The organism is Streptomyces sp. NPDC046909 (genome assembly GCF_040644695.1).
Classification (GTDB): Bacteria; Actinomycetota; Actinomycetes; order Streptomycetales; family Streptomycetaceae; genus Streptomyces.
Genome location: NZ_JBEYXC010000007.1, coordinates 189,862 through 210,554 on the forward strand (window position 1 = coordinate 189,862; position 20,693 = coordinate 210,554).

Sequence of the window (20,693 nt, forward strand, 5' to 3'; positions counted from 1 at the left end):
CCTACAGCCAGCCCCGGCTCTTGAACTGCCGGTACAGCAGCACCTCCAGGACGGCCATGACCGCGATCACCGCCGGATACGACCACAGCCAGTGCAGCTCCGGCATGTGCTCGAAGTTCATCCCGTAGATCCCCGCGATCATCGTGGGGACCGCGGCCATGGCCGCCCACGCGGAGATCTTCCGCATGTCGTCGTTCTGCCGGACGCTCATCTGCGCGAGATGCGCCGACAGGATGTCCGACACCAGCCGGTCCAGGCCCTCCACCGACTCGTTCACGCGCGTGAGGTGGTCGTTCACGTCACGGAAGAAGGGCCGCGCCTTCTCGTTGACGAAGGGCACGCCCGAACCGAACTGGCCGACCGCCGCCAGCCGGTTCATCGGCAGCGCCAGCGGCCCGGTGGCCCGGCGGAACTCCAGGATCTGCCGCTTGAAGGTGTAGATCCGGGACGCGGTGTGGCGCGAGCCGCCGCCGTCCGGCGAGAACACCTCCGTCTCCAGCTCCTCCAGGTCGGTCTGGAGCTCCGTCGCCACGTCCAGGTAGTGGTCGACGACGGCGTCCGAGACGGCGTACAGCACCGCCGTGGGCCCCTTGCCGAGCAGCTTCGGCTCCCGCTCCAGGCGTTGCCGCACGGCCTTGAGCGGGGCGCCCTCGCCGTGCCGCACGGTGACCACGAAGCCGTCGCCCAGGAAGAGCATGACCTCGCCGGTGGACACCTGGTCGCTCCTCGGCTCGTACACGACCGGCTTCAGGACGAGGAAGAGGGAGTCGTCGTAGATCTCCAGCTTGGGCCGCTGATGGGCCTTCAAGGCGTCCTCGACCGCCAGCGGGTGCAGCCCGAACTCCTGGGTGACGAGGTCGAACTCCTTCTCGGACGGCTGATGCAACCCGATCCACACGAACCCGCCCGCGGCCCGCGCCTCGTCCAGGGCGTCGGACAGGTCATCGGGGCCCTCTGTCCGGTGCCCGTCCCTGTAGATGGCACAGTCGACGATCACGCTGCGTATTCTCCCGTCGCTCGCAATCCGCCGCACGCGCGCGTACGCCTACGCTGGGCCGCATGCCCACGCTGATCCTCGTCCGGCACGGACGATCCACCGCCAACACCGAGGGACTGCTCGCCGGGTGGACGCCCGGTGTCGCCCTCGACGAGCGCGGGGCCGCACAGGCCGCCGCGCTGCCCGGGCGGCTCGCCGGGCTGCCGATCTCCGAGGTCGTCACCAGCCCCCTCCAGCGCTGCCAGGAAACGATTCAGCCGCTCCTCGACGCCCGCCCCGGGCTCACCCCGCACACCGAGGAGCGGATCGGCGAGTGCCACTACGGCGACTGGTCCGGCCGCAAGCTCGCCGAGCTCATGGACGAGCCGCTCATGGAGGTCGTCCAGGCGCACCCCTCCGCGGCCGCGTTCCCCGGCGGCGAGTCGATGCGCGCGATGCAGACCCGCGCCGCCGAGGCCGTACGCGAGTGGAACGCGCGCGTGGAGCGCGATCACGGCGCCGACGCCGTGTACGTGATGTGCTCGCACGGCGACATCATCAAGTCGCTCGTCGCGGACGCGCTCGGACTCCATCTCGACCTCTTCCAGCGGATCTCCGTAGAACCGTGTTCCATCACCGCGATCCGTTACACCCGGCTGCGGCCGTTTCTCGTACGCCTCGGCGACACCGGTGATTTCACCTCCCTCGCACCGCGCGAGACGCCCCAGGGCGGCGACGCCCCGGTCGGGGGCGGTGCGGGCGCACCGTGATCGTCGGGCGCAGTAGGGTGAAGCGGTCCGCACAAGCGCGTTCACGTATGGACGTTCACGCACTCACGATTCCAATGGAGACAGGACGTGTCCCGTCAGGTGTTCCTCTACGACCCGCCGGAGCGTTTCGTGGCCGGCACGGTCGGACTGCCCGGACGCCGTACGTTCTTCCTCCAGGCCTCCGCCGGCTCCCGGGTGACCAGCGTGGCCCTGGAGAAGACCCAGGTCGCCGCGCTCGCCGAGCGGATGGACGAGCTGCTGGACGAGGTGGTGCGCCGCAGCGGCGGCAGCGCCTCCGTCCCGGCCATGGCGCCCACCGAGATCTCCGACTCCGCCCCCCTGGACACCCCCGTCGAGGAGGAGTTCCGCGTCGGCACCATGGCGCTGGCCTGGGACGGTGACGAACAGCGCATGATCGTCGAGGCGCAGGCCCTCGTGGAGCTCGACGCGGACACCGAGGAGGACCTCGCCGAGGCCGAGGAGCGCCTCCTCCAGGACGAGGAGAACGGCCCCCCGATGCTGCGGGTCCGGCTCACCGGCGCGCAGGCGAGAGCCTTCGCCAAGCGTGCCCTGGACGTCGTCAACGCCGGGCGGCCGCCGTGCCCGCTGTGCAGCCTCCCGCTCGACCCGGAAGGACACGTATGTCCGCGCCAGAACGGATACCGTCGCGGAGCGTGACCACGGCCGAGCTGCTCACGCGAGGTGAGCTCACGGTGCGCGGCCAGATCCGGGACGCCTCCAACGCGGTGCTGTACTGCTCCGTCGCCCACGAGGGCGAGGAGGTCACCTGCGTCTACAAGCCCGTCCGCGGCGAGCGCCCCCTGTGGGACTTCCCCGACGGCACCCTCGCCCAGCGCGAGGTCGCCGCGTACGAGGTCTCCGAGGCGACCGGCTGGGGCCTCGTGCCGCCCACCGTGCTCCGCGACGGCCCGTACGGCGAGGGCATGGTCCAGCTGTGGATCGAGGCCGAGCCGGGCCCCGAGCTGCTGGCGCTCGTCGACAGCGAGGAGCCGGAGCCTGGCTGGAAGGCGATCGGCCTCGCCGAGGTCGGCGAGGGGAAGACGGCCCTGCTGGTGCACGCCGACGACGAACGGCTGCGCCGCCTCGCCGTCCTCGACGCCGTGATCAACAACGCCGACCGCAAGGGCGGCCACCTGCTGCCCGCCGGGGAGCGCCTCTACGGCATCGACCACGGCGTCACCTTCAACACCGAGAACAAGCTGCGCACCCTCCTGTGGGGCTGGGCGGGCGAACCGCTGCCGGGCGACGCCGTCGACGTACTCAAAGGCCTCAAGGAGGCTCTGACGGGCGATCTGGCCACCCGGCTGGCCGCCCTGATCACGCCCGCCGAACTCGACGCCACGCGCGCGCGTGTCGACGCGCTGCTGGCCTCCGGAAAGCACCCGGAGCCGAGCGGGGAGTGGCCCGCCATTCCCTGGCCGCCGGTGTAGGAGCACACTGGGCGTGGCCCTGCACAGGGGCCGGATTTGCGCAAGAACGCCTTACCGGCCATCTGGCCCGGTCCGGTTCGTATACGGAACATCCGTCCGGTTAGGCTCATGACATGCATGCCTGGCCCGCTTCCGAGGTCCCCGCCCTGCCTGGTCAGGGCCGCGACCTGAGGATCCACGACACCGCGACCGGTGGTCCGGTCTCCCTCGACCCCGGTCCCGTCGCCCGTCTCTACGTCTGCGGCATCACGCCGTACGACGCGACCCACATGGGACACGCGGCGACCTACAACGCGTTCGACCTCGTGCAGCGCGTGTGGCTCGACACCAAGCGGCAGGTTCACTACGTCCAGAACGTCACCGACATCGACGACCCGCTCCTGGAGCGCGCCGAGCGGGACAGCGTCGACTGGGCCGCCCTCGCCGAGAAGGAGACGACCCTCTTCCGCGAGGACATGACCGCCCTGCGGATGCTTCCGCCCCGGCACTACATCGGGGCGGTCGAGGCGATACCCGGGATCGTTCCGCTCGTCGAACGGCTGCGGGACGCGGGCGCCGCCTACGAGCTCGAAGGGGACGTCTACTTCTCCGTCGAGTCCGACCCCAACTTCGGCAAGGTCTCGAACCTCGACGCCGCCGCCATGCGGCTGCTGTCCGCCGAGCGCGGCGGCGACCCGGACCGTCCGGGCAAGAAGAACCCGCTCGACCCGATGCTGTGGATGGCCGCCCGCCCGGGCGAGCCGAGCTGGGACGGCGGCTCGCTCGGCCGCGGCCGCCCCGGCTGGCACATCGAGTGCGTCGCCATCGCCCTCGACCACCTCGGGATGGGCTTCGACGTCCAGGGCGGCGGCTCCGACCTCGCCTTCCCGCACCACGAGATGGGCGCCTCCCACGCCCAGGTACTGACCGGCGAGTTCCCCATGGCCAAGGCGTACGTCCACGCCGGCATGGTCGCCCTGCACGGCGAGAAGATGTCCAAGTCCAAGGGCAATCTCGTCTTCGTGTCCAGGCTGCGCTACGACGGCGTCGACCCGGCCGCGATCCGCCTCGCCCTGCTCGCCCACCACTACCGGGCCGACTGGGAGTGGACCGACCAGGTGCTCGAAGACGCCGCCGCGCGCCTCGGACGGTGGCGTGCCGCCGTCTCCCGGCCCGACGGATCGTCCGCCGACGCCCTCGTCGAGGAGATCCGGGAGGCCCTCGCGAACGACCTCGACGCCCCGGCCGCGCTGGCCGCCGTCGACCGCTGGGCGGCGTCGCAGCGGGAACAGGGCGGCTCGGACGAGGGCGCCCCCGGCCTCGTGTCGAGGGCCGTGGACGCGCTGCTCGGCGTCGCGCTGTAAGGACGTCACAGCGAAAGGGCGCTTCCTCCGCGTGGAGGAGGCGCCCTTCGTGTCACCCGGTACCGGTCAGATCTTGCGGATCTGGATGCTGCGCAGGATCTGCGGGGTCTGGGAGTCCCAGATGCCGATGACCTGGTGGCCGAAGGCGAAGGCCTCCTGGACCTGGTCGTGGGTCTGGGCGTTCGGGTTGAACAGGACCCTCAGCTGGTTGTTGATGACCAGCCCGATCACACTCGGCTGCCCCGGCAGCGGCTGCACGACGTCGATGTAGCCGGTCGCGATGCCGGCCTGGAGCGCCTGCTGCTGCACCTGCTGCTGGATGTACTGGACGGCCACCTGCGCGATCTGCTGAAGATGCTGCTGCACCTGCTGCTCGACCTGCTGTTGCTGTTGCTGCTGCTGGCCCAGCTGCTGTTGCTGTCCGTAGCCCTGCTGCTGCCCGAAGGGCTGCTGGCCGAGCTGCTGGAGCAGCTGCTGGTACGGCTGCTGCTGGCCGAGCTGCTGGAGCTGCTCCAGCGAGCCGCCGCCCATGCCGAAGGGCTGCTGCTGCCCGAACGGCTGCTGCTGGCCGAAGTTCTGCTGCCCGAAGGGCTGTTGCTGTTGCTGCTGGTACGGCGAGGTGCTCGGGAACTGCTGTCCCTGCTGGCCCTGCTGCTGTCCCAGTTGTCCCAGTTGGCTCATCTGCGGGGTGGTGCTCATGCGGGTGCCACCTTCCCTTGATGGTCGGGAATTGCCGTTGCTGGTTGGGAAATTGCCGTCCGTCAGCCCGTGACGACCAGGCCGACGATCTCGTCGTCCGCGAACCACACGCGGACGTCGGGGTGTCCCCCCGCGAAGGCGGAGTGCACCGCCTGGCGGATCTCGGGGGACGGGTGGTTCAGGTTCCGCCAGCCGCCGGCCACGAACAGCCGGAGCCTGGGCGGGAGTTCACGCGGGTACGGCAGGAGCTCGTCCCAGTACTTCTCGGCCTGGCCCGAGCCGACCGCGTGCGGCAGCAGATGGGTCACCGCCGCCTTGATGTCGGGCCGGGTGCCGATCCGCTGCGAGGCGGGCCGGCCCGGCGCGTCCTGTTGCGGGGACCCGGTCGCCCGCAGCACCGCGCGGGCCCGTTCCGGGGACATCGGTGCCTGGGCGGCCGCCTTGAGCATGCCCTGGAGCGCGGCCAGGGCGCCGACCACCATCGGGGAGGCCGAGGAGGTCCCGGAGAACGTGTCCGTGTACCACGCGATCTCCTCGGGCCCGCCCTGGAGGTCGCCGGGCTTGTCCCAGAACCCTCCGGTGGTCGTGACCTCACGTCCCCAGCCCTGGGCGTCCACACGGGCCCCGTAGTTGGAGAACGCCAGCCTGGAGCGGTCCGGGCCGTGGTCGCGGCCGTGCGTGCCGGGCGGGGGTGCGCCCGCGCCGACCAGGACGGCACCGGAGGACTGGTTGGACGGGTTGAACGGGTTGCGCCACGACTCCGGGAACTCGTCCGGACGGCGCTCGTAGACGGCGTCGTCGAGGGACTCGCCGCCGTTTCCGGCCGCCGCCACCACGATGACGCCCTTGGCGGTGGCGTAGCGGACGGCCGCGAAGTCGTCCGGCCACCAGTCGAGCGCGATGTAACCGCGCTGGTCGTCCCGCTCGGCGAACTCGAACTTCGGTCCGGGCCGGTGGAGTTCGACCAGGACGATGTCGCCGGGGCCGAGCCGGTCCGCCGCCGCGTGAATCGCGGCCGCGGTGCCGATGCCCTGGAAGGACGCGGCCGCGGTGACCGCCTCCGGCGCGATGCCGGTGACGCCGTGCTCGCCCAGGTCGCCGCCGATGACACCGATCACGGCGGTGCCGTGGTTGCGCCAGGCGACATCCGTCAGCGGGGTGCCGACCACGACTCCGGCCAGCTTGGCGGCGAGATCCTCGTGCCCCAGCTGCCAGGAGCCCTCGACGTCGATCACGGTCACGCCCTGACCGGCGCCGCCGGGCCGCTGCCACGCCCAGTGGGCGTCGATGCCCTCGGGTGCGGGGCGCAGATAGCCCTGGCGGCTGCTGAAGTCCGGGGTGACCGGGGCGCCTTCCTTCAGCCGCCCGCTCTCCTCGCCGACCTGCCCGAGGGTGGCGGGGACGGCACCGGGCTTCACGTACGCCGTGTCGACGCCCGGCAACGCGGCGATCCGCGACCGCAGTTCCTGCGCCCGGCCGCGGTTGCCGCTGACCCGGTAGAACAGCGCGAGATCGGGCACGTTCCCGTCGCCCGCCGTCGCCGACTGCTGCAACCTCTCCTCGCTTCCGAACAGCGGTTCAAGCGTGAGCTGTTCGTCGCTGAGGAACATGTTCAGGGCCGACACGTCCGCTCCCGCCGCCGACCGTACGCCCTCCGCCCGGGCCCGCAGCCGGGCCTCGGGACGGGCGACGACGATCAGTTCCTGCTCGGCCCCTCGATAGGTGAATCCCGCTCCGTCGGGGCCCGGCCCGGAGGCTCCCGGGCCCTGCGCCGGCTGTACCTGGTCGGTCATCGGGTACCGCTCCCTTCGCTCCTTGCGGGTGCCTGGTTGCGGGTTGGTGCGCCTCCGGGGGACAACCAAGCACTCCCGCGGCCTCCCGTCCACCCCCCTTTTCGTGAACTCGGTTTGGAAACAAGTTGAATTGGGTAACGTGTGCAATCCGTCCTGAAACAGATGTCACGCAACAATCCGGCCAAAGACTGCGGTGGTTACTGTCGTGTGATGGGGTGGGAGGCGTTTGCTGACCGTTCGGCCGGCCACCGCCGGCCCCTTGGCAGAAGGACGCACAGTGGCACCCACAGACCGTTCCTTCGCACGTCGAAGACTGCTCACCGCGACCGCGGCGCTCACGGGGACAGCGCTGCTCGGCGGCACGGCCCACGCGGCCGAAACGCCGAAGTCCGCGTGGCCCGACCAGTTCCCCCTGCCCGACGGCTTCCAGCCCGAGGGCATCACCATCGGCCACCGGCCCTTCGCGTATTTCGGCTCGCTGGCCACCGGAGCCGTCTACCGGGCGAACCTCGCCACCGGCCGCGGCTCCGTGATCAGCGAGGGCCTCGGCACCGGACACCCCACCGTCGGTCTGAAGATCGACCACCACGGCCGGCTGTTCCTGGCCGGCGGCGACAGCGGCGAGATCCGCACGGTCGACGCCCGCTCCGGGAAGATCGAGAAGGTGTACGCCACCGGCGGCACCTTCGTGAACGACGTGATCCTCACCCCGGGCGCCGCCTGGTTCACCGACTCGTTCAAGCCGCAGCTGTACAAGCTGACCAAGGCCGGCGTGGAGACGGTGCCGCTGACCGGCGACTGGGTCCAGGGAGACGACTTCACCGCCAACGGCATCGAGCGCACGCCCGACGGCAGCGCCCTGCTCGTGGTCAACGCCTTCGCGAACGGCGGCACCTTGGAGCGGGTCGACCCACGCACTGGAGCCGCCCGGGCCGTCGACCTCGGCGCATCGAAAATCCCCAATGGGGACGGCCTGTTGCTCCTCGGCAAGACCCTCTATGTGGTCCAGCAGGCGCAGAACGCCATCGACGTGTTCCGCCTGAACGCGGCCGGTACCAAGGGCACGGCGATCACCCGGATCACCGACCCGCGCTTCCGTATCCCCACCACCGTCGCGGCCTGGGGCGAGCGGCTCTACCTGCCCAACGCCCGCTTCGACGTGGAGCCGACGCCCGACACCGAGTACGACGCGGTGTCGGTGCCGAAGGTCTGAGCACGAGAAGGGCGGTGCGCGTGACGCGCACCGCCCTTCAGCTCACTCCTCTGAGGACTCCTCGTCCTCCCCGCCCGCCGCATCCGGCTTCGGCGGCTTCGGAGGCTTCGTACGACCGCTGGGGTTGTCCCGCAGATACGACGTGCCGTCGCCGCCCTCGGTCGCGTGACCGCCCGGAGGCGTCGGCCCGCCACCGTCCCGTCTGCGCAGATACCGCTCGAACTCGCGGGCGATCGCCTCACCCGACGCCTCCGGCAGCTCCGCGGTGTCCCGGGCCTCCTCCAGCGTCTGGACGTACTCGGCGACCTCGCTGTCCTCGGCGGCCAGCTGATCCACGCCGACCTGCCAGGCGCGCGCGTCCTCGGGCAGCTCGCCCAGCGGGATGCGCACGTCGATGAGATCTTCGAGCCGGTTCAGCAGAGCCAGCGTCGCCTTCGGGTTCGGCGGCTGCGACACGTAGTGCGGTACGGCCGCCCACAGGCTGACCGCCGGCACGCCCGCGTGCGTGCACGCCTCCTGGAGGACGCCGACGATGCCCGTGGGGCCCTCGTACTTGGTCTCCTCCAGGTCCATGCGCTGGGCCAGGTCCGGGTCGGACGTGGTCCCGCTGATCGGGACCGGACGCGTGTGCGGGGTGTCACCGAGCAGGGCGCCCAGGATCACGACCAGCTCCACGCCCAGCTCGTGCGCGAAGCCGAGGAGCTCGTTGCAGAACGAGCGCCAGCGCATGGACGGTTCGATACCTCGGACCAGGACGAGATCACGCGGCTTGTCGCCGCCGACACGCACCACGGAGAGGCGCGTCGTCGGCCAAGTGATCTTCCGTACACCGCCGTCCAGCCACACCGTGGGGCGGTTCACCTGGAAGTCGTAGTAGTCCTCGGCGTCCAGCGCCGCGAACACCTCGCCCTTCCACTCCCTGTCCAGATGCGCGACCGCGGTGGAGGCGGCGTCGCCGGCATCGTTCCAGCCCTCGAACGCGGCCACCATGACCGGGTCGATCAGCTCGGGAACCCCCTCGAGCTCGATCACCCAGTGCCTCCTTCCGACGTGCCCTCACGTACGCCCCAACCTTACGGCGTCCAGCGGGGGCGTCCGCAGCCCCCTTGCACGGGGGAGTGAACGCATCACTGCCCCATTAGCCACCCCGGAACACCCCCCATTCCTCGGATCTGTGCCGGATCACCCTGCACACCTGTCACAGGTCGCGGGGAATGACCCGGGTAGACGTCGGATGACCGGGAGAGGTCCGATGACCAGCGAGTCGGTTCACTCACTCGTGTGGCGGTACGTCGATCAGGGCGCCCGACGTGCGGCTCGTGCGCAACTCTTCGTCGGGTGAGCGGAGTTGCCCCAGGGGCGCGGGTACGGCGTGTCGGGACGGTGTACCTCGTCCTGTTCGGCACGGGAACCGTGGGGGCGCTGGTGGCGGCCCTGTACGTCCAGGACCCGGCGGCCGTGGTGGCGGCGCTGCTGCCCACCGGGGCGGGCGCGTATCTGGCGTGGAGCGCGTACCGGGCGGACCGGGTGGAGGCCGCCGCGGCGGAGAGCCCCGAGGCCGCCGCCGACCGCCTCGCCGTCGCGGTACGGCGACAGTGGGAGACGGAAGCCCAGGTGCGGCGGCTGGAGGACCCGTATCCGCTGCCGGTCTCCTGGCGGGCGGCGGACCCCGGACTGGCGGAGGTGCCGCTCACCGGCGGGTCCGGGGACATCGAGGAGGTGTTCGAGGGGCTCCCCGGGCGGCGGCTGCTCGTCCTCGGCGACCCCGGGTCGGGCAAGACGGTCCTGCTCGTACGACTCCTCCTGGCGCTCCTCGGCCGGCGCCGCGACGGCGAGCCGGTACCCGTGCTCTTCCCGCTCGCCTCCTGGGACCCGGCCGCCGAGGATCTGCGCGGGTGGATGGAGCGGCGGCTGGTCCAGGACCACGCCGAGCTGGGGGCCGCGGCCGACGGCGGCACCCTCGCCGGCACGCTGCTGGACCGGCGGCTGGTGCTGCCGGTGCTGGACGGGTTCGACGAACTGCCCGACACCGTCGCCGCGTTGGCGCTGCACGGCATCAACGAGATGCTGCCGTACGGCTGCGGCATGGTCCTGTCCAGCCGCCCCGCCGAGTACCGGGCCGCCCTGCGGCCGCGCGACGGGGTGCCGGCGCGGCTCACGGGGATGGCGGGGCTACGGCTCGAACCGCTCGGCGCGCGGGACGTCGCCGCGTATCTGCTGCGGGACGCGGGAGGGGAGGGGACGGAGGCCGCGGAGCGGTGGCGTCCGGTGGTCGAGGCGCTGGGCACGGACACACCGGTCGCGCGTGCTCTGACCAGCCCGCTGACGGTCACGCTCGCCAGAGCCGCGTACAACCCGCGACCCGGGGAGGGGACCGGGCAACTGCCCGACCCCGCCGAGCTGTTGCGGTGCGTCACCCCGGCGGCGGTGGCCGTCCACCTCTTCGACGCCTTCATCGACGCCGCCTACCGCCCGCACCCGCGCCGCCCCGGCCGCTGGACGGCGACACAGGCACGCACCGCCCTGGTGTTCCTGGCCCGGCGCACGGAGCGGGGGAGCGACGGAGCGGCGGAGGTGGCGTGGTGGAGGCTGCACGGGGCGGTGCCGGGGGTACTGCCACGAGTGCTGGCCGGGATGCTGCTCGGCGGGCTGGCGTGGCTGGTCGAGGGAGCGACCCTGTCGGTGATCTTCCACTTCACCCGCGACCCGGTCTACGCCCCGTACTGGGACGACCGCGGCGGGCTCGGCGTGCTGGCCGGATGCCTGTGCGGAGGGCTGGTCGGCGGACTCGCGGCGGCTTCGGTCGCCGCCGGGCTGAGCTCGGTCGCCGCGATCGGCCACCTCACCCCCGCGCTGGTGCTGGAGCGGCTGGCCGACGACGGTTCGGTGGTGCTGGCCGGACTGGTCTGCTGCGGACTCGCGGTCGGACACCGGCCGCCGCTGCGCCCACCGTCCGCCTGGGACCGGCGCGTGGTGCTCACCGGCATGGTGGTCGCGCTCCTGTATGTGGCGGCGTACGGGAATGCGTGCGGGGTCATCAGCGCGGTGGCGTTCACGGTCGCGGCCGGAGCCGTCGGCGTGGACGGCACGCCACCGCCGCGCAGCCCCGTCGCCCGCATCCGCTGGGTGTGGAGCCGACGGGGTCTTGTCACGGGCCTGTCGGCCGGCGTCCTGCTGGGCGGCGTCTATCTGGTGGAGGGGCTGCTCACCGGGGTCCTCGGCGGGGACGTGACCCGGTACTACGTGGCACCGGGGCAGCCGGTCGAAGCCGTCCTGGAGGCGTGGCGGCAGGGCGCCCTGTTCGCGTTCATCTGTGTGCTGGTGCAGGGGATGCGCGCGGCCCCCGTGGACCTCGCCGGACCGGCCGACGCGGTCACCCTGCTCCGCAACGACCGGCGCACCCTGGCCACCTGCACGTTCACCGCGGCGGCCCTGGGTGCCGCGATGTTCGGCGCCCAGGACTGGATCATGATCACCGTCGCGCGGCTCTGGTTCCCCGACGCGCTGTTCACCGACGCATACGGCTGGCTCTACCTCGCCGGACTGATCCCCGCCCTGGTGATGGGCCTGGCCACCGGAGTGCGCCAGACCGCCTGGAGCCGCTACGCCGTCGCCCGCTGGCACCTGGTGCTGCGCGCCGGGCTGCCCCGCGACCTCATGGCCTTCCTCGCCGACGCCCACGAGAACCGCGGTGTCCTGCGCCGCGTCGGCGCCGTCTACCAGTTCCGGCACATCGAGTTGCAGCACCATCTCGCGGGCCGCCATCCGGCCGACAGCGAGCGGTAGTTCACAGCGACGCCCGCAGCCACTGTTCCACGCTCGCGATGTGCACCGTCGCCCACGACCGCGCCGCCTCCGCGTCCCGGTCCCGCAGGGCGGCCAGGATCATGCGGTGCTCGTGGAGGGTGCGGCTGACGGCGTCCTCCTGGGTGAGGCCGCGCCAGATGCGGGCCCGGGTCGTCGGGCCTGACAGTCCGTCAAGGAGGGAACAGAGGACGGAGTTGCCGGAGCTCTGCACGATGCCCCGGTGGAAGTCGAGGTCGCAGGCGACCAGTTCCTCCACCGAGGGCGCCGTGCCCAGCTTGTCCAACTGGGCCGACAGGGCGTCCAGTTGCTGCTCACTGATCCGCAGCGCCGCCATCGAGGTCGCGGCCGGCTCCAGGATGCGGCGGACCGCGAGGAACTCCAGGACGGTGTCGTCGCGGTGGAAGTCCACGACGAAACTCAGCGCCTCCAGGAGGAGTTGGGGGTCCAGGCTCGTCACATACGTGCCGTCGCCCTGCCGTACATCCAGGATCCGGATCAGCGACAGGGCGCGCACGGCCTCGCGCAGCGAGTTGCGGGACAGCCCGAGCTCGGCGGCCAGTTCGGACTCCTTGGGGAGCCGGTCGCCGGGGCGCAGCGCGCCGGAGACGATCATGCCCTTGATCTTCTCGATCGCCTCGTCGGTCACTGCCATGGCCGGCCTCCCAGTGGTTCCCGCATGCCCGTCAAGACATCCGATGTCTTACGCCATTATGGGGGCCGACCAGCCGAACAGGGACCCAAATGCCCCGCTCAGACAAGTGCTTCCAGGTCGGCGATCACAGCCCGCTCGTCCAGCGTCGTCAGCACCCGGTCCCGCATCAGCACCCGCCCGTCGACGACCGTGTCCCGCACATCCGCCGAGTGCGCCGCGTACGCGAGCGTCGACCACGGGTCGTGCAGCGGCCGCAGATGCGGGGCGTTCAGATCGAGGACCACCAGATCGGCGCGCTTCCCGGCCTCCAGCGAGCCCAGTTGGTCCCCGAGCCCCAGCGCCCGCGCCCCCTCGATCGTCGCCATCCGTACGGCCTGCTCGGCGCCGACCGCAGTGGGGTCACCGCCCGCCTTGTGCACCAGCGCCGCCTGCCGCACCGCCCCCAGCATGTCGAGGGTGTTGGAGCTGACGGCCCCGTCCGTGCCGAGCCCGACGGTCACCCCGGCGCTCAGCAGCCGCGGCACCGGCGCGATCCCGCAGCCCAGCTTCAGGTTCGACACCGGGCAGTGGGCGACCGACGTGCCGGTGCGGGCCAGCGCCGCGATCTCCGGCCCGGTGAGGTCCACGGCGTGCGCGAGCAGCAGGTCCGGGCCGAGCAGACCGAGCGAGTCGAGCAACTCCACCGGACGCTTGCCGTACTTGACCTCCACGGTGGCGACCTCGGTCGCGTTCTCCGAGGCGTGGATGTGCAGCAGGGCCCCGAACTCCCGCGCCAGCGCGGCGATGTCCAGCAGCTGGTCGGGGCTCAGGGTGTACGTGGAGTGCGCGAACACGACCGGCCGGGTACCGGGACGGGCCGCGCCCCTCGCCTCCAGGTCACGGCGCGCCCACGAAAGACGGTCCTCGTACGCGATCGCGTCCGGCGGCTCCGGTACGTCCATGAAGGTGGGGCCGGTGTGCAGCCGCCAGCCCGACTCCCGTGCCGCCTGCTCGGCCGCCTCGTGGAACCAGTACATGTCGAGCGCGGAGGTCACCCCCGCCCGTACGCTCTCGGCGACCGCCAGCCGGACCGCCGCCGCCACGTTCTTCGGCGCCAGCAGCTCGGCCTCCGCGGGCAGCACCCGCTCCAGGAAGCCCTGGAGGGTGACGTCGTCGGCGCGGCCGCGCAGCAGGGTCATCGCGAGATGGGTGTGCGTGTTGACCAGTCCGGGCAGGACGAGACAGCCCGCCGCGTCGACCGACTCGTCGGCCGTGAAGCGCGTGCGCAGCTCCGCGGCCGGGCCCACGGCGAGGATCTCGCCCTCGTGGACGGCAACAGCCCCGTCCCGTACGACAGTTCCCTCGTCGTCCACGGTCAGTACGTCGCCGCCGTGGACCAGCAGATCGATGCTCACGCCTGGTACTCCTCCGCCAGCAGCCGCAGCGCCTCCAGAGAGACCACCGCGCCTCGCTCGACACCGGCCGCGACGACATCGCGGTGCGGGTCGTAGGCGCTGGCGCCCTCGTCGTCCACCAGCTCGTCGGCGTTCGCCCCGTCGATGACGAGCACACCGCCCGCGACGAGCCCGCGCAGGGACGCCGTGACCAGCAGCGCCGACAGCTCCATCTCGATCGCCGCGAGCCCGGCACCGTCGTACGAGAAGATCGGGAGCAGGCCGGGCTGGAAGGCGGCCCGGGTCCAGACGATGCCCCGGTGGTGCGGGGCGTCCGCCGCGCGGGCCGCGCGCTGGAGGGCGAGGACCGCCTCGGGGGCGGAGACCGCCGGGTACTCCGGGGGCAGCAGCTGCTGGGTGACGCCGTCGTCGCGGACGGCCGCCTCCGCGATGACGAGGTGGCCGTCGCCGATGCCGGGCTTCATCGCGCCCGCCGTGCCGAACCGCAGGATGGTGCGCACGCCCGCGTCGGCGAGCTCCTGGAACAGCAGGATCGCGCCCGGACCGCCTACCCCGTGCGAGGCGACGACGACCGGCAGGCCCTTCCAACTGCCGCTGAACACACGGTATTCGCGGTGGTACGAGACCTCCTCGGCGCCGTCGAGCAGCGCGGCGACGGCCGCGGCGCGCGCCGGGTCGCCGACGACGACCGCGTGGGCCGGCAGGCCGGTGCGGGGTATGCGGGTGATGGGCAGCAGGTCCTGCGTCATGAGGCGGCTCCGGTGGACGGGCGGACACGGCGACGACGGCGTGCCGTGGTGAGGAAGAGGGCGCCGAGGGTGACGACGTACGGCGCGGCGTCGGTGGCCTGTTGGGGCAGACCGAGGCCCTGGAGACGGAAGCCGGCCGCCTCGGCGAGGCCGAAGAGCAGCGCGGCGAACAGCACGCCCAGCGGCAGGGCGCGGCCGAGCATGACGGCGACGACGGCGATCCAGCCGCGGCCCGCGGTCATGTTCTCGGTGAACAACGTGACGTTGCCGAGGGCCAGTTGGGCGCCCGCGAGACCGCACAGCACACCCGAGACCAGCACGGCCGCGTACTTGTACTTCGCCGGGCTCACCCCGAGGGTCGCCGCCGCGTCCGGCGCCTCGCCGACCCCGCGCAGCCGCAGTCCCCACACGTGCCGGGACAGCATCACCGCGGCCACCGCGACCGTCGCCCACGACAGATAGGCGAGCGGGCTGAGCCCGCCGATCAGCGGCAGTCCGGCGAGGGACGGGTCGTCGAAGGTGCCCTGCACGCCGAAGACCGTACGGAGGAGGAAGCTGGTCAGACCGACGGCCAGCAGATTCATCGCGATGCCGAGAACCACCGCGTCCCCGCGCAGAGTTACCGTCCCGACGGCAAGGATCAGCGAGTACGCCGCCGCCGCGAGGGCCGCCGCGAGGACGCCGAGCCAGGGGCTGCCGGTGAACCAGCTCGTCGCCACCGCCGTGAAGCAGCCCATCAGCATCATGCCTTCGAGGCCGATGTTGAACACCCCCGCCCGCTCGCACAGGGCACCGCCCAGCGCGGCCAGCAGGATCGGGGTCAGCGCGCGCAGCGCCGACATCAGGAGATCGGAGTCGAAGAACATCACACCGCCTCCTTACGACGGTCGAACCACCGGCGGGGGAGGGCCAGTCGGGCCGCGAGGAACACGATCACGATGGCCTGGAGCACCTGCGTCAGCTCGCGCGGCACCTCGGTCGTGCGCTCCATCGCGAGACCGCCGACCGAGAGCACCGCGAAGAAGAACGACGCGATCACGGTACCGAGCGGGGCCGCGGCGGCCAGCAGAGCCGCCGTAAGTCCCGTCCAGGTGTAGCCCGGTGCGGTCAGGGAACCGTCGACGAAGCGGTACGGGAAGCTCAACACGCCGATGGCGCCCACGAGTCCGGCGATCGCCCCGGACACGGACATCAACTTCAGGGTCAGGCCCCGGCGTTCGACACCCGCGTACGCGGAGAAGCGCGCGTTGAGACCGGTCATCCGTATCTCGTACCCGAACGCGGTCCGCTTGTCCGTGAACCAGTAGGCGGCCGCCGCGAGAACGACCAGAACCAGACCGAAGGTGACCGTCGAGTCACCGAAGGCGGGCAGCGCCACCCCGTCGGGCAGGGCGCGGGTCTGCGGGAGGCTGGAGCCGGGCTCCTTGAGCGGGTAGCGCGCCAGATAGGAGGCCAGCGACACCGCCGGGTAGCTCAGCAGCAGGCTGCTGACCAGCAGCGGGACACCGAAGTGGTTCTCGCACAGGGCGGCCAGCGTGGCGTACGCGGCGCCCGCCGCCATGCCGGCCAGCAGCGCGAGTACGACGGTGAGGGGCGCCGGCAGCGGTGAGTACAGGCCGGTCACGGCGGCGGTGATGCCGCCGAGGACCATCTGGCCGTCGCCGCCGAGGTTGATGAGCCCGGCGCGCAGCGGGATCGCCAGCGCGAGGGCCATGCCGAGCACGCTGGTCCCGGTGGTGAGCGTGGCCCCGATGCCGTCGGCGCCGAGGGAGCCGGTGAGGACCGCCTCGTACGCCGCGACCGGGTCCGCGCCGGTGCCGACGAGGAAGAGGGCGCCGATGAGGACGCCCGCGAGCACGGAGAAGGTGATGGGGGAGCGCAGGGCTCCGGATATCCGGTTGTTCATGTCAGTCGACGGCCTCCACCGGGACGGCGGCGCCGGGGGTGGTGCCGCCCGCCATCGCGAGGCCCAGCGTCCGTTCGTCCGCCTCGTTCTTGTCGTACGACGCCGTGATCCGGCCCTCGTACATGACCAGCACCCGGTCGGCCAGGCCGCGGATCTCGCTCAGCTCGGCCGAGACGAGGAGCACGGCATGGCCGGCGTCGCGGTAGGCGATCAGCTGGTCGTGGATGTTCTGGATGGCGCCGATGTCGACACCGCGCGTGGGCTGCTCGACGAGCAACAGCGGGGCTTCATGGGCGAGTTCGCGGCCGATCAGCAGCTTCTGGAGATTGCCGCCGGACAGCGCGGACGCGGGTACCTCGGGCGCCGACGCCTTGATGCCGAAGCGCTCGATCAGCCGCTGCGCGTGCGCCCGGACGGACGCCGGCGGCAGCAGGCCGCGGGACGACAACGACGTACGGTGATGGCCCATCGCGAGGTTGTCGGCGACGGAGGCCGCCGGTGCCGTACCGACCGCGTGCCGGTCCTCGGGAACGTACGCCAGGCCCTTGAGGCGGCGTTCGGTCGCGGAGGCGTGGGTGATGTCGTCGCCCCGGAGGGTGACGTGCCCGGCGGTCGTGTGCCGCAGTCCGGCCAGTGCTTCGACGAGCTCGCTCTGGCCGTTGCCCGCGACGCCCGCGATGCCGACGATCTCGCCCGCGCGGACGGTGAGTCCCGCCTGGTGGACGCCGTCGGTGGTGAGGCTCGCCACGTCGAGGACCACGTCGCCCGGGGTGCCCCGGTCGTGGATGCGGTCGAGTTCGACCGCGCGGCCGGTCATCGCGGCGGCGATCTCGTCGGCGGAGGTCTCCGCAGTGACCAGACGGGCGACGACCCGGCCGTCCCGGAGGACGGTGACGTTGTCGCTGCCCTCAAGGACCTCGCGCAGCTTGTGCGTGACGAGGATCACCGTACGGCCCTGTGCGGCGAGGGACTTGAGGACGGCGAACAGGGCGTCCGCCTCGGTGGGCGTGAGGACCGCGGTCGGTTCGTCGAGGATCAGCGTGCGGGCACCGCGGTGCAGCAGCTTGAGGATCTCGACGCGCTGCCGCAGGCCCACCGGCAGGTCACCGACGCGCGCGTCCGGGTCCACGGCCAGGCCGTGCTCCTCGGCGAGTTCGCGCACCCGGCGGCGGGCCGCGGCCCGGTCCACCAGGCCGAAGCGGCGCGGCTCGGCGGCGTAGACGACGTTCTCGGCGACCGTCAGCGAGTCGAACAGCTTGAAGCTCTGGTGGACCATGCCGAGCCCGGCGGCCATCGCGTCGCCAGGGCTGGAGAACCCGGATTTGATGGAGCGTCCGTCGATGCGGATCGAACCCGCGTCGGCGCGCTCCAGTCCGTAGAGGATCGACATGAGCGTGGACTTGCCCGCGCCGTTCTCACCCATCAGGGCGTGGATCTCGCCGTGGCGGACGGTCAGGTCGATGGAGTCGTTGGCGAGCGTGCCGGGGAACCGCTTGGTGATTCCCCGGAGCTCGACAGCGAGGCCCCCGGAGCCCTCGGCGTCAGCTGGCGGCGGGGTCATCGACCTTCAGCTCTCCGGAGACGATCTGGTCGCGCAGCTCCTTGACCTTGGCCAGGACGTCCTTGTGGTCGGCGATCACGCACTTCGAGGAGTCGACGCCGTCCTCCAGGCCGGTCAGGCTGATGCCGCCCTCCTTGAGGCCGTAGGAGACGGTGCCGGTCTTGCCGGACAGGACCGACTCGATGCCCTTCTCCACGGCGATGTCCGTGCGCTTGATCACGTTGTCGACGACCGTGCCGGGCGCCGAGACGCACTGGTTGACGTCGACGCCGTACGCGTAGGCGCCCTTGGCCTTCGCCGCCTCGAAGACGCCGTAGTTCCCGGCCGCGGCGGCCGCCATGATCTGGTCGTAACCCTTGGCGAGCAGGGTGTTCGCCTGCTCCTTGGCGCGGGCCGAGTCGTCGAAGGGGGACTGGCCGCCGACGAAGCGGGTGTCCGTGGTGGTCTTCGACGCGACCTTCTTGGCGCCGGCCGCGAACGGGTCGCTGTAGCGGCGGAACTGGGGCGTGTCGAGCACGTCGACCGCGCCGACCTTGCCGGACTCGCTCAGCAGACCGGCCTCGGCGCCCGCGAGGTAGACGCCCTCGTGCTCCCGGAAGACCGCGCAGCTGACGTTCTTGAACGTCTTGGTGGTGCAGGCGTCGATGATCAGGAACTGCTGCTTCGGGTTCTTCTCGGCCTGCTGCGCGACGATGTCCGCGAACTCGAAGCCGACCAGCACGATGACGTCCGGCTTGGCGTCGACCGCGGCCTGCACGTTCTGCTGCTGGGAGGCGGTGTCCGTGGACTCGTAGACCTTCTGCGAGCCGTCGTGCTGCTTCGCCGCGTCCTTGACGCCGCTGACGGCGAGCTTCAGGAACTCGTTCTGGCCGACGGCGTCCGGCGTGACGAGGGTGAACGTCTTGCCGCTGCCGCCGCTCGCGCTGTCGGAGGCGTCGCTCTTCGCGGCGGCGTTGCACGCGGTGGCCGCGGTGACCATCAGCGCGGTGGCGGCGGCGATCTGCAGGGAACGGCGGTGTCTACGGGACATCGGGGACCTTCCGGGTACGGCGAGACACGCTCCGGCGGGAGCGGCGATGAGGGTGGGTGAGGAGACGCTGGAACGGGGACGGGTCAGCGTCGACAGCCGTCACCGGCACACCGGCCGAAGTCGAGGAAACGGCGCTTGGTCAGCAGCACGGGCCTCCTCCTTCGTCTCGGTCTGCGGACTGATTGCCGGACAGTAGCATCCGTTTCCGGACACCTGCCCGACTGTCTCGAACTATGGTTCTCCCAGGTCATGTACCGTGGCCGGACAGCACCGGAACATCAGGAGTGTCCCGATATGTCCCAGGAATTGCGTGCCGTCGACTGGACCGGCGACGGTCTCGCGCTCATCGACCAGACGCTGCTCCCGCACCGCAACGAGACGATGGCTGTCCGCGATGTGGACACCCTGGTCGACGCGATCCAGCGGCTCGTGGTGCGCGGCGCGCCCGCGATCGGCGCGGCGGGCGCCTACGGCGTCGCGCTCGCCCTGGTGCAGGGCGAACGCGAGGGCTGGTCCGAGGCCGAGGTACGCGCCGCCGTCGCACGCATCCGCGAGGCCCGGCCGACCGCCGTCAACCTGATGGTCTGCGTGGACCGCGTGATGACCCGCTTCGACGAGGGCCTCGACGCGGTCCTCGAAGAGGCCGTCGCCGTCCAGCGCGAGGACGTCGAGGCGAACCGCGCGATGGGCGCCTTCGGCGCCGACTGGCTGCTCGAACTGGTCGGCGAGGAGCGGCCGTTGCGCATCCTGACCCACTGCAACACGGGCGCCCTCGCGACGGCCGGCTGGGGCACGGCACTCGGCGTCATCCGCGAACTCCACGCGCGTGGACGCCTGGAGGTCGTCTACGCCGACGAGACGCGCCCCCTGCTCCAGGGATCCCGGCTCACCGCCTGGGAGTTGGTCCAGGAGGGCATACCGCACTACGTCCAGGCGGACGGGGCCGCTGCCGGCACCATCCTGCGCGGCGAGGTGGACGCGGCGATCGTCGGCGCGGACCGCATCGCGGCGAACGGCGACACCGCGAACAAGGTCGGCACGGTGGGCGTGGCGCTCGCGTGCGCGGATGCGGGCATCCCCTTCCTGGTCGCGGCGCCCACGACGACCGTGGATCTCTCAACCAAGACCGGCGACGAGATCCACATCGAACTCCGGGGCGAGGCCGAGGTGTTGGAGTGGGGCGGCGTGCGGACGGCGCCCGCCGAGTCGCGCGGCCACAACCCCGCCTTCGACGTGACGCCGGGGCGGCTGGTGACGGGGCTGGTGACGGAGCGGGGGGTGCTGGAGGTGTCTGCCGGGCAGCTGCCGGGGGAGCACTTGAGCTAGCTCGTCGTACGCGAAAGGCGGCC

The 20,693-nt window shown here is 71.7% G+C and carries 19 protein-coding genes; 8 read left to right on the forward strand and 11 right to left on the reverse strand.

The features are described from left to right. Window position 1 precedes the first annotated feature (1 nt). Window positions 2-997: a magnesium/cobalt transporter CorA gene (gene corA / locus ABZ928_RS24460; RefSeq protein ID WP_361522704.1), complete on the reverse strand. Its 996-nt coding sequence runs from the start codon at window positions 995-997 to the stop codon at window positions 2-4. 62 nt (window positions 998-1,059) lie between these two features. On the opposite strand from corA, the gene ABZ928_RS24465 reads away from it, so the two are divergent. From ABZ928_RS24465 to mshC, 4 genes are all read left to right on the forward strand, one after another. Beyond that, the gene (locus ABZ928_RS24465; RefSeq protein WP_361522707.1) at window positions 1,060-1,746 is read left to right on the forward strand and encodes a histidine phosphatase family protein; all 687 of its coding nucleotides are present in this window, start codon (window positions 1,060-1,062) and stop codon (window positions 1,744-1,746) included. An 87-nt stretch (window positions 1,747-1,833) separates the two neighbouring features. Continuing rightward, the gene (locus ABZ928_RS24470) at window positions 1,834-2,424 is read left to right on the forward strand and encodes a DUF3090 domain-containing protein (protein ID WP_361522710.1); all 591 of its coding nucleotides are present in this window, start codon (window positions 1,834-1,836) and stop codon (window positions 2,422-2,424) included. Next, window positions 2,388-3,197, forward strand: a complete 810-nt coding sequence (locus tag ABZ928_RS24475; RefSeq protein WP_361522713.1) for an SCO1664 family protein — start codon at window positions 2,388-2,390, stop codon at window positions 3,195-3,197. The genes ABZ928_RS24470 and ABZ928_RS24475 overlap by 37 nt, the downstream gene beginning before the upstream one ends. 113 nt (window positions 3,198-3,310) lie before the next feature. Next, on the forward strand, window positions 3,311-4,540 hold the full coding sequence (gene mshC / locus ABZ928_RS24480; protein ID WP_361522716.1) for a cysteine--1-D-myo-inosityl 2-amino-2-deoxy-alpha-D-glucopyranoside ligase: 1,230 nt from the start codon (window positions 3,311-3,313) through the stop codon (window positions 4,538-4,540). A 66-nt stretch (window positions 4,541-4,606) separates the two neighbouring features. Here mshC and ABZ928_RS24485 read toward each other — a convergent pair whose 3' ends face one another. After that, window positions 4,607-4,906, reverse strand: a complete 300-nt coding sequence (locus tag ABZ928_RS24485; RefSeq protein ID WP_361522719.1) for a hypothetical protein — start codon at window positions 4,904-4,906, stop codon at window positions 4,607-4,609. On the opposite strand from ABZ928_RS24485, the gene ABZ928_RS24490 reads away from it, so the two are divergent. Next, complete coding sequence (locus ABZ928_RS24490; protein WP_361522721.1) at window positions 4,895-5,260, forward strand: hypothetical protein; 366 nt, start codon at window positions 4,895-4,897, stop codon at window positions 5,258-5,260. The two genes, ABZ928_RS24485 and ABZ928_RS24490, sit on opposite strands and share 12 nt — an antisense overlap. A gap of 41 nt (window positions 5,261-5,301) precedes the next feature. Here the strand turns inward: ABZ928_RS24490 and ABZ928_RS24495 are convergent, their stop codons facing one another. Further along, a complete protein-coding gene (locus ABZ928_RS24495; RefSeq protein ID WP_361522724.1) occupies window positions 5,302-7,032 on the reverse strand; it encodes a S8 family peptidase in 1,731 nt (576 codons plus the stop codon). Between the two features lie 277 nt (window positions 7,033-7,309). Here ABZ928_RS24495 and ABZ928_RS24500 point away from each other — a divergent pair, with 277 nt between their 5' ends. Then, on the forward strand, window positions 7,310-8,245 hold the full coding sequence (locus ABZ928_RS24500; protein WP_361522727.1) for a superoxide dismutase: 936 nt from the start codon (window positions 7,310-7,312) through the stop codon (window positions 8,243-8,245). A 42-nt stretch (window positions 8,246-8,287) separates the two neighbouring features. Here the strand turns inward: ABZ928_RS24500 and ABZ928_RS24505 are convergent, their stop codons facing one another. After that, window positions 8,288-9,277 (reverse strand): PAC2 family protein, encoded by a 990-nt coding sequence (locus ABZ928_RS24505; RefSeq protein WP_361522730.1) that lies wholly within the window; start codon window positions 9,275-9,277, stop codon window positions 8,288-8,290. Between the two features lie 306 nt (window positions 9,278-9,583). Here ABZ928_RS24505 and ABZ928_RS24510 point away from each other — a divergent pair, with 306 nt between their 5' ends. Further along, window positions 9,584-12,031: an NACHT domain-containing protein gene (locus tag ABZ928_RS24510; RefSeq protein ID WP_361522733.1), complete on the forward strand. Its 2,448-nt coding sequence runs from the start codon at window positions 9,584-9,586 to the stop codon at window positions 12,029-12,031. A gap of 1 nt (window position 12,032) precedes the next feature. Here ABZ928_RS24510 and ABZ928_RS24515 read toward each other — a convergent pair whose 3' ends face one another. From ABZ928_RS24515 to ABZ928_RS24545, 7 genes are all read right to left on the reverse strand, one after another. Further along, window positions 12,033-12,704 carry a FadR/GntR family transcriptional regulator gene (locus tag ABZ928_RS24515; protein WP_361522735.1) on the reverse strand — a complete coding sequence of 224 codons (672 nt, stop codon included), beginning with the start codon at window positions 12,702-12,704 and terminating at the stop codon, window positions 12,033-12,035. Between the two features lie 98 nt (window positions 12,705-12,802). Then, a complete protein-coding gene (locus ABZ928_RS24520) occupies window positions 12,803-14,098 on the reverse strand; it encodes an amidohydrolase (protein WP_361522738.1) in 1,296 nt (431 codons plus the stop codon). Then, the gene (locus ABZ928_RS24525; RefSeq protein WP_361522740.1) at window positions 14,095-14,847 is read right to left on the reverse strand and encodes a purine-nucleoside phosphorylase; all 753 of its coding nucleotides are present in this window, start codon (window positions 14,845-14,847) and stop codon (window positions 14,095-14,097) included. Before ABZ928_RS24525 ends, ABZ928_RS24520 begins: the two co-directional genes overlap by 4 nt. After that, entirely contained in the window at window positions 14,844-15,713 is an 870-nt protein-coding gene (locus tag ABZ928_RS24530; RefSeq protein ID WP_361522743.1) for an ABC transporter permease, read from the reverse strand. Before ABZ928_RS24530 ends, ABZ928_RS24525 begins: the two co-directional genes overlap by 4 nt. Beyond that, window positions 15,713-16,753 (reverse strand): ABC transporter permease, encoded by a 1,041-nt coding sequence (locus tag ABZ928_RS24535; protein ID WP_361522746.1) that lies wholly within the window; start codon window positions 16,751-16,753, stop codon window positions 15,713-15,715. The genes ABZ928_RS24530 and ABZ928_RS24535 overlap by 1 nt, the downstream gene beginning before the upstream one ends. 1 nt (window position 16,754) lies before the next feature. Further along, entirely contained in the window at window positions 16,755-18,314 is a 1,560-nt protein-coding gene (locus ABZ928_RS24540; protein ID WP_361522748.1) for an ABC transporter ATP-binding protein, read from the reverse strand. After that, complete coding sequence (locus ABZ928_RS24545) at window positions 18,295-19,344, reverse strand: BMP family ABC transporter substrate-binding protein (RefSeq protein ID WP_361522751.1); 1,050 nt, start codon at window positions 19,342-19,344, stop codon at window positions 18,295-18,297. Before ABZ928_RS24545 ends, ABZ928_RS24540 begins: the two co-directional genes overlap by 20 nt. Before the next feature lie 294 nt (window positions 19,345-19,638). Between ABZ928_RS24545 and mtnA the strand changes: the two genes are divergently transcribed. Next, window positions 19,639-20,670: an S-methyl-5-thioribose-1-phosphate isomerase gene (mtnA, locus tag ABZ928_RS24550; protein ID WP_361522754.1), complete on the forward strand. Its 1,032-nt coding sequence runs from the start codon at window positions 19,639-19,641 to the stop codon at window positions 20,668-20,670. Window positions 20,671-20,693: the final 23 nt, after the last annotated feature.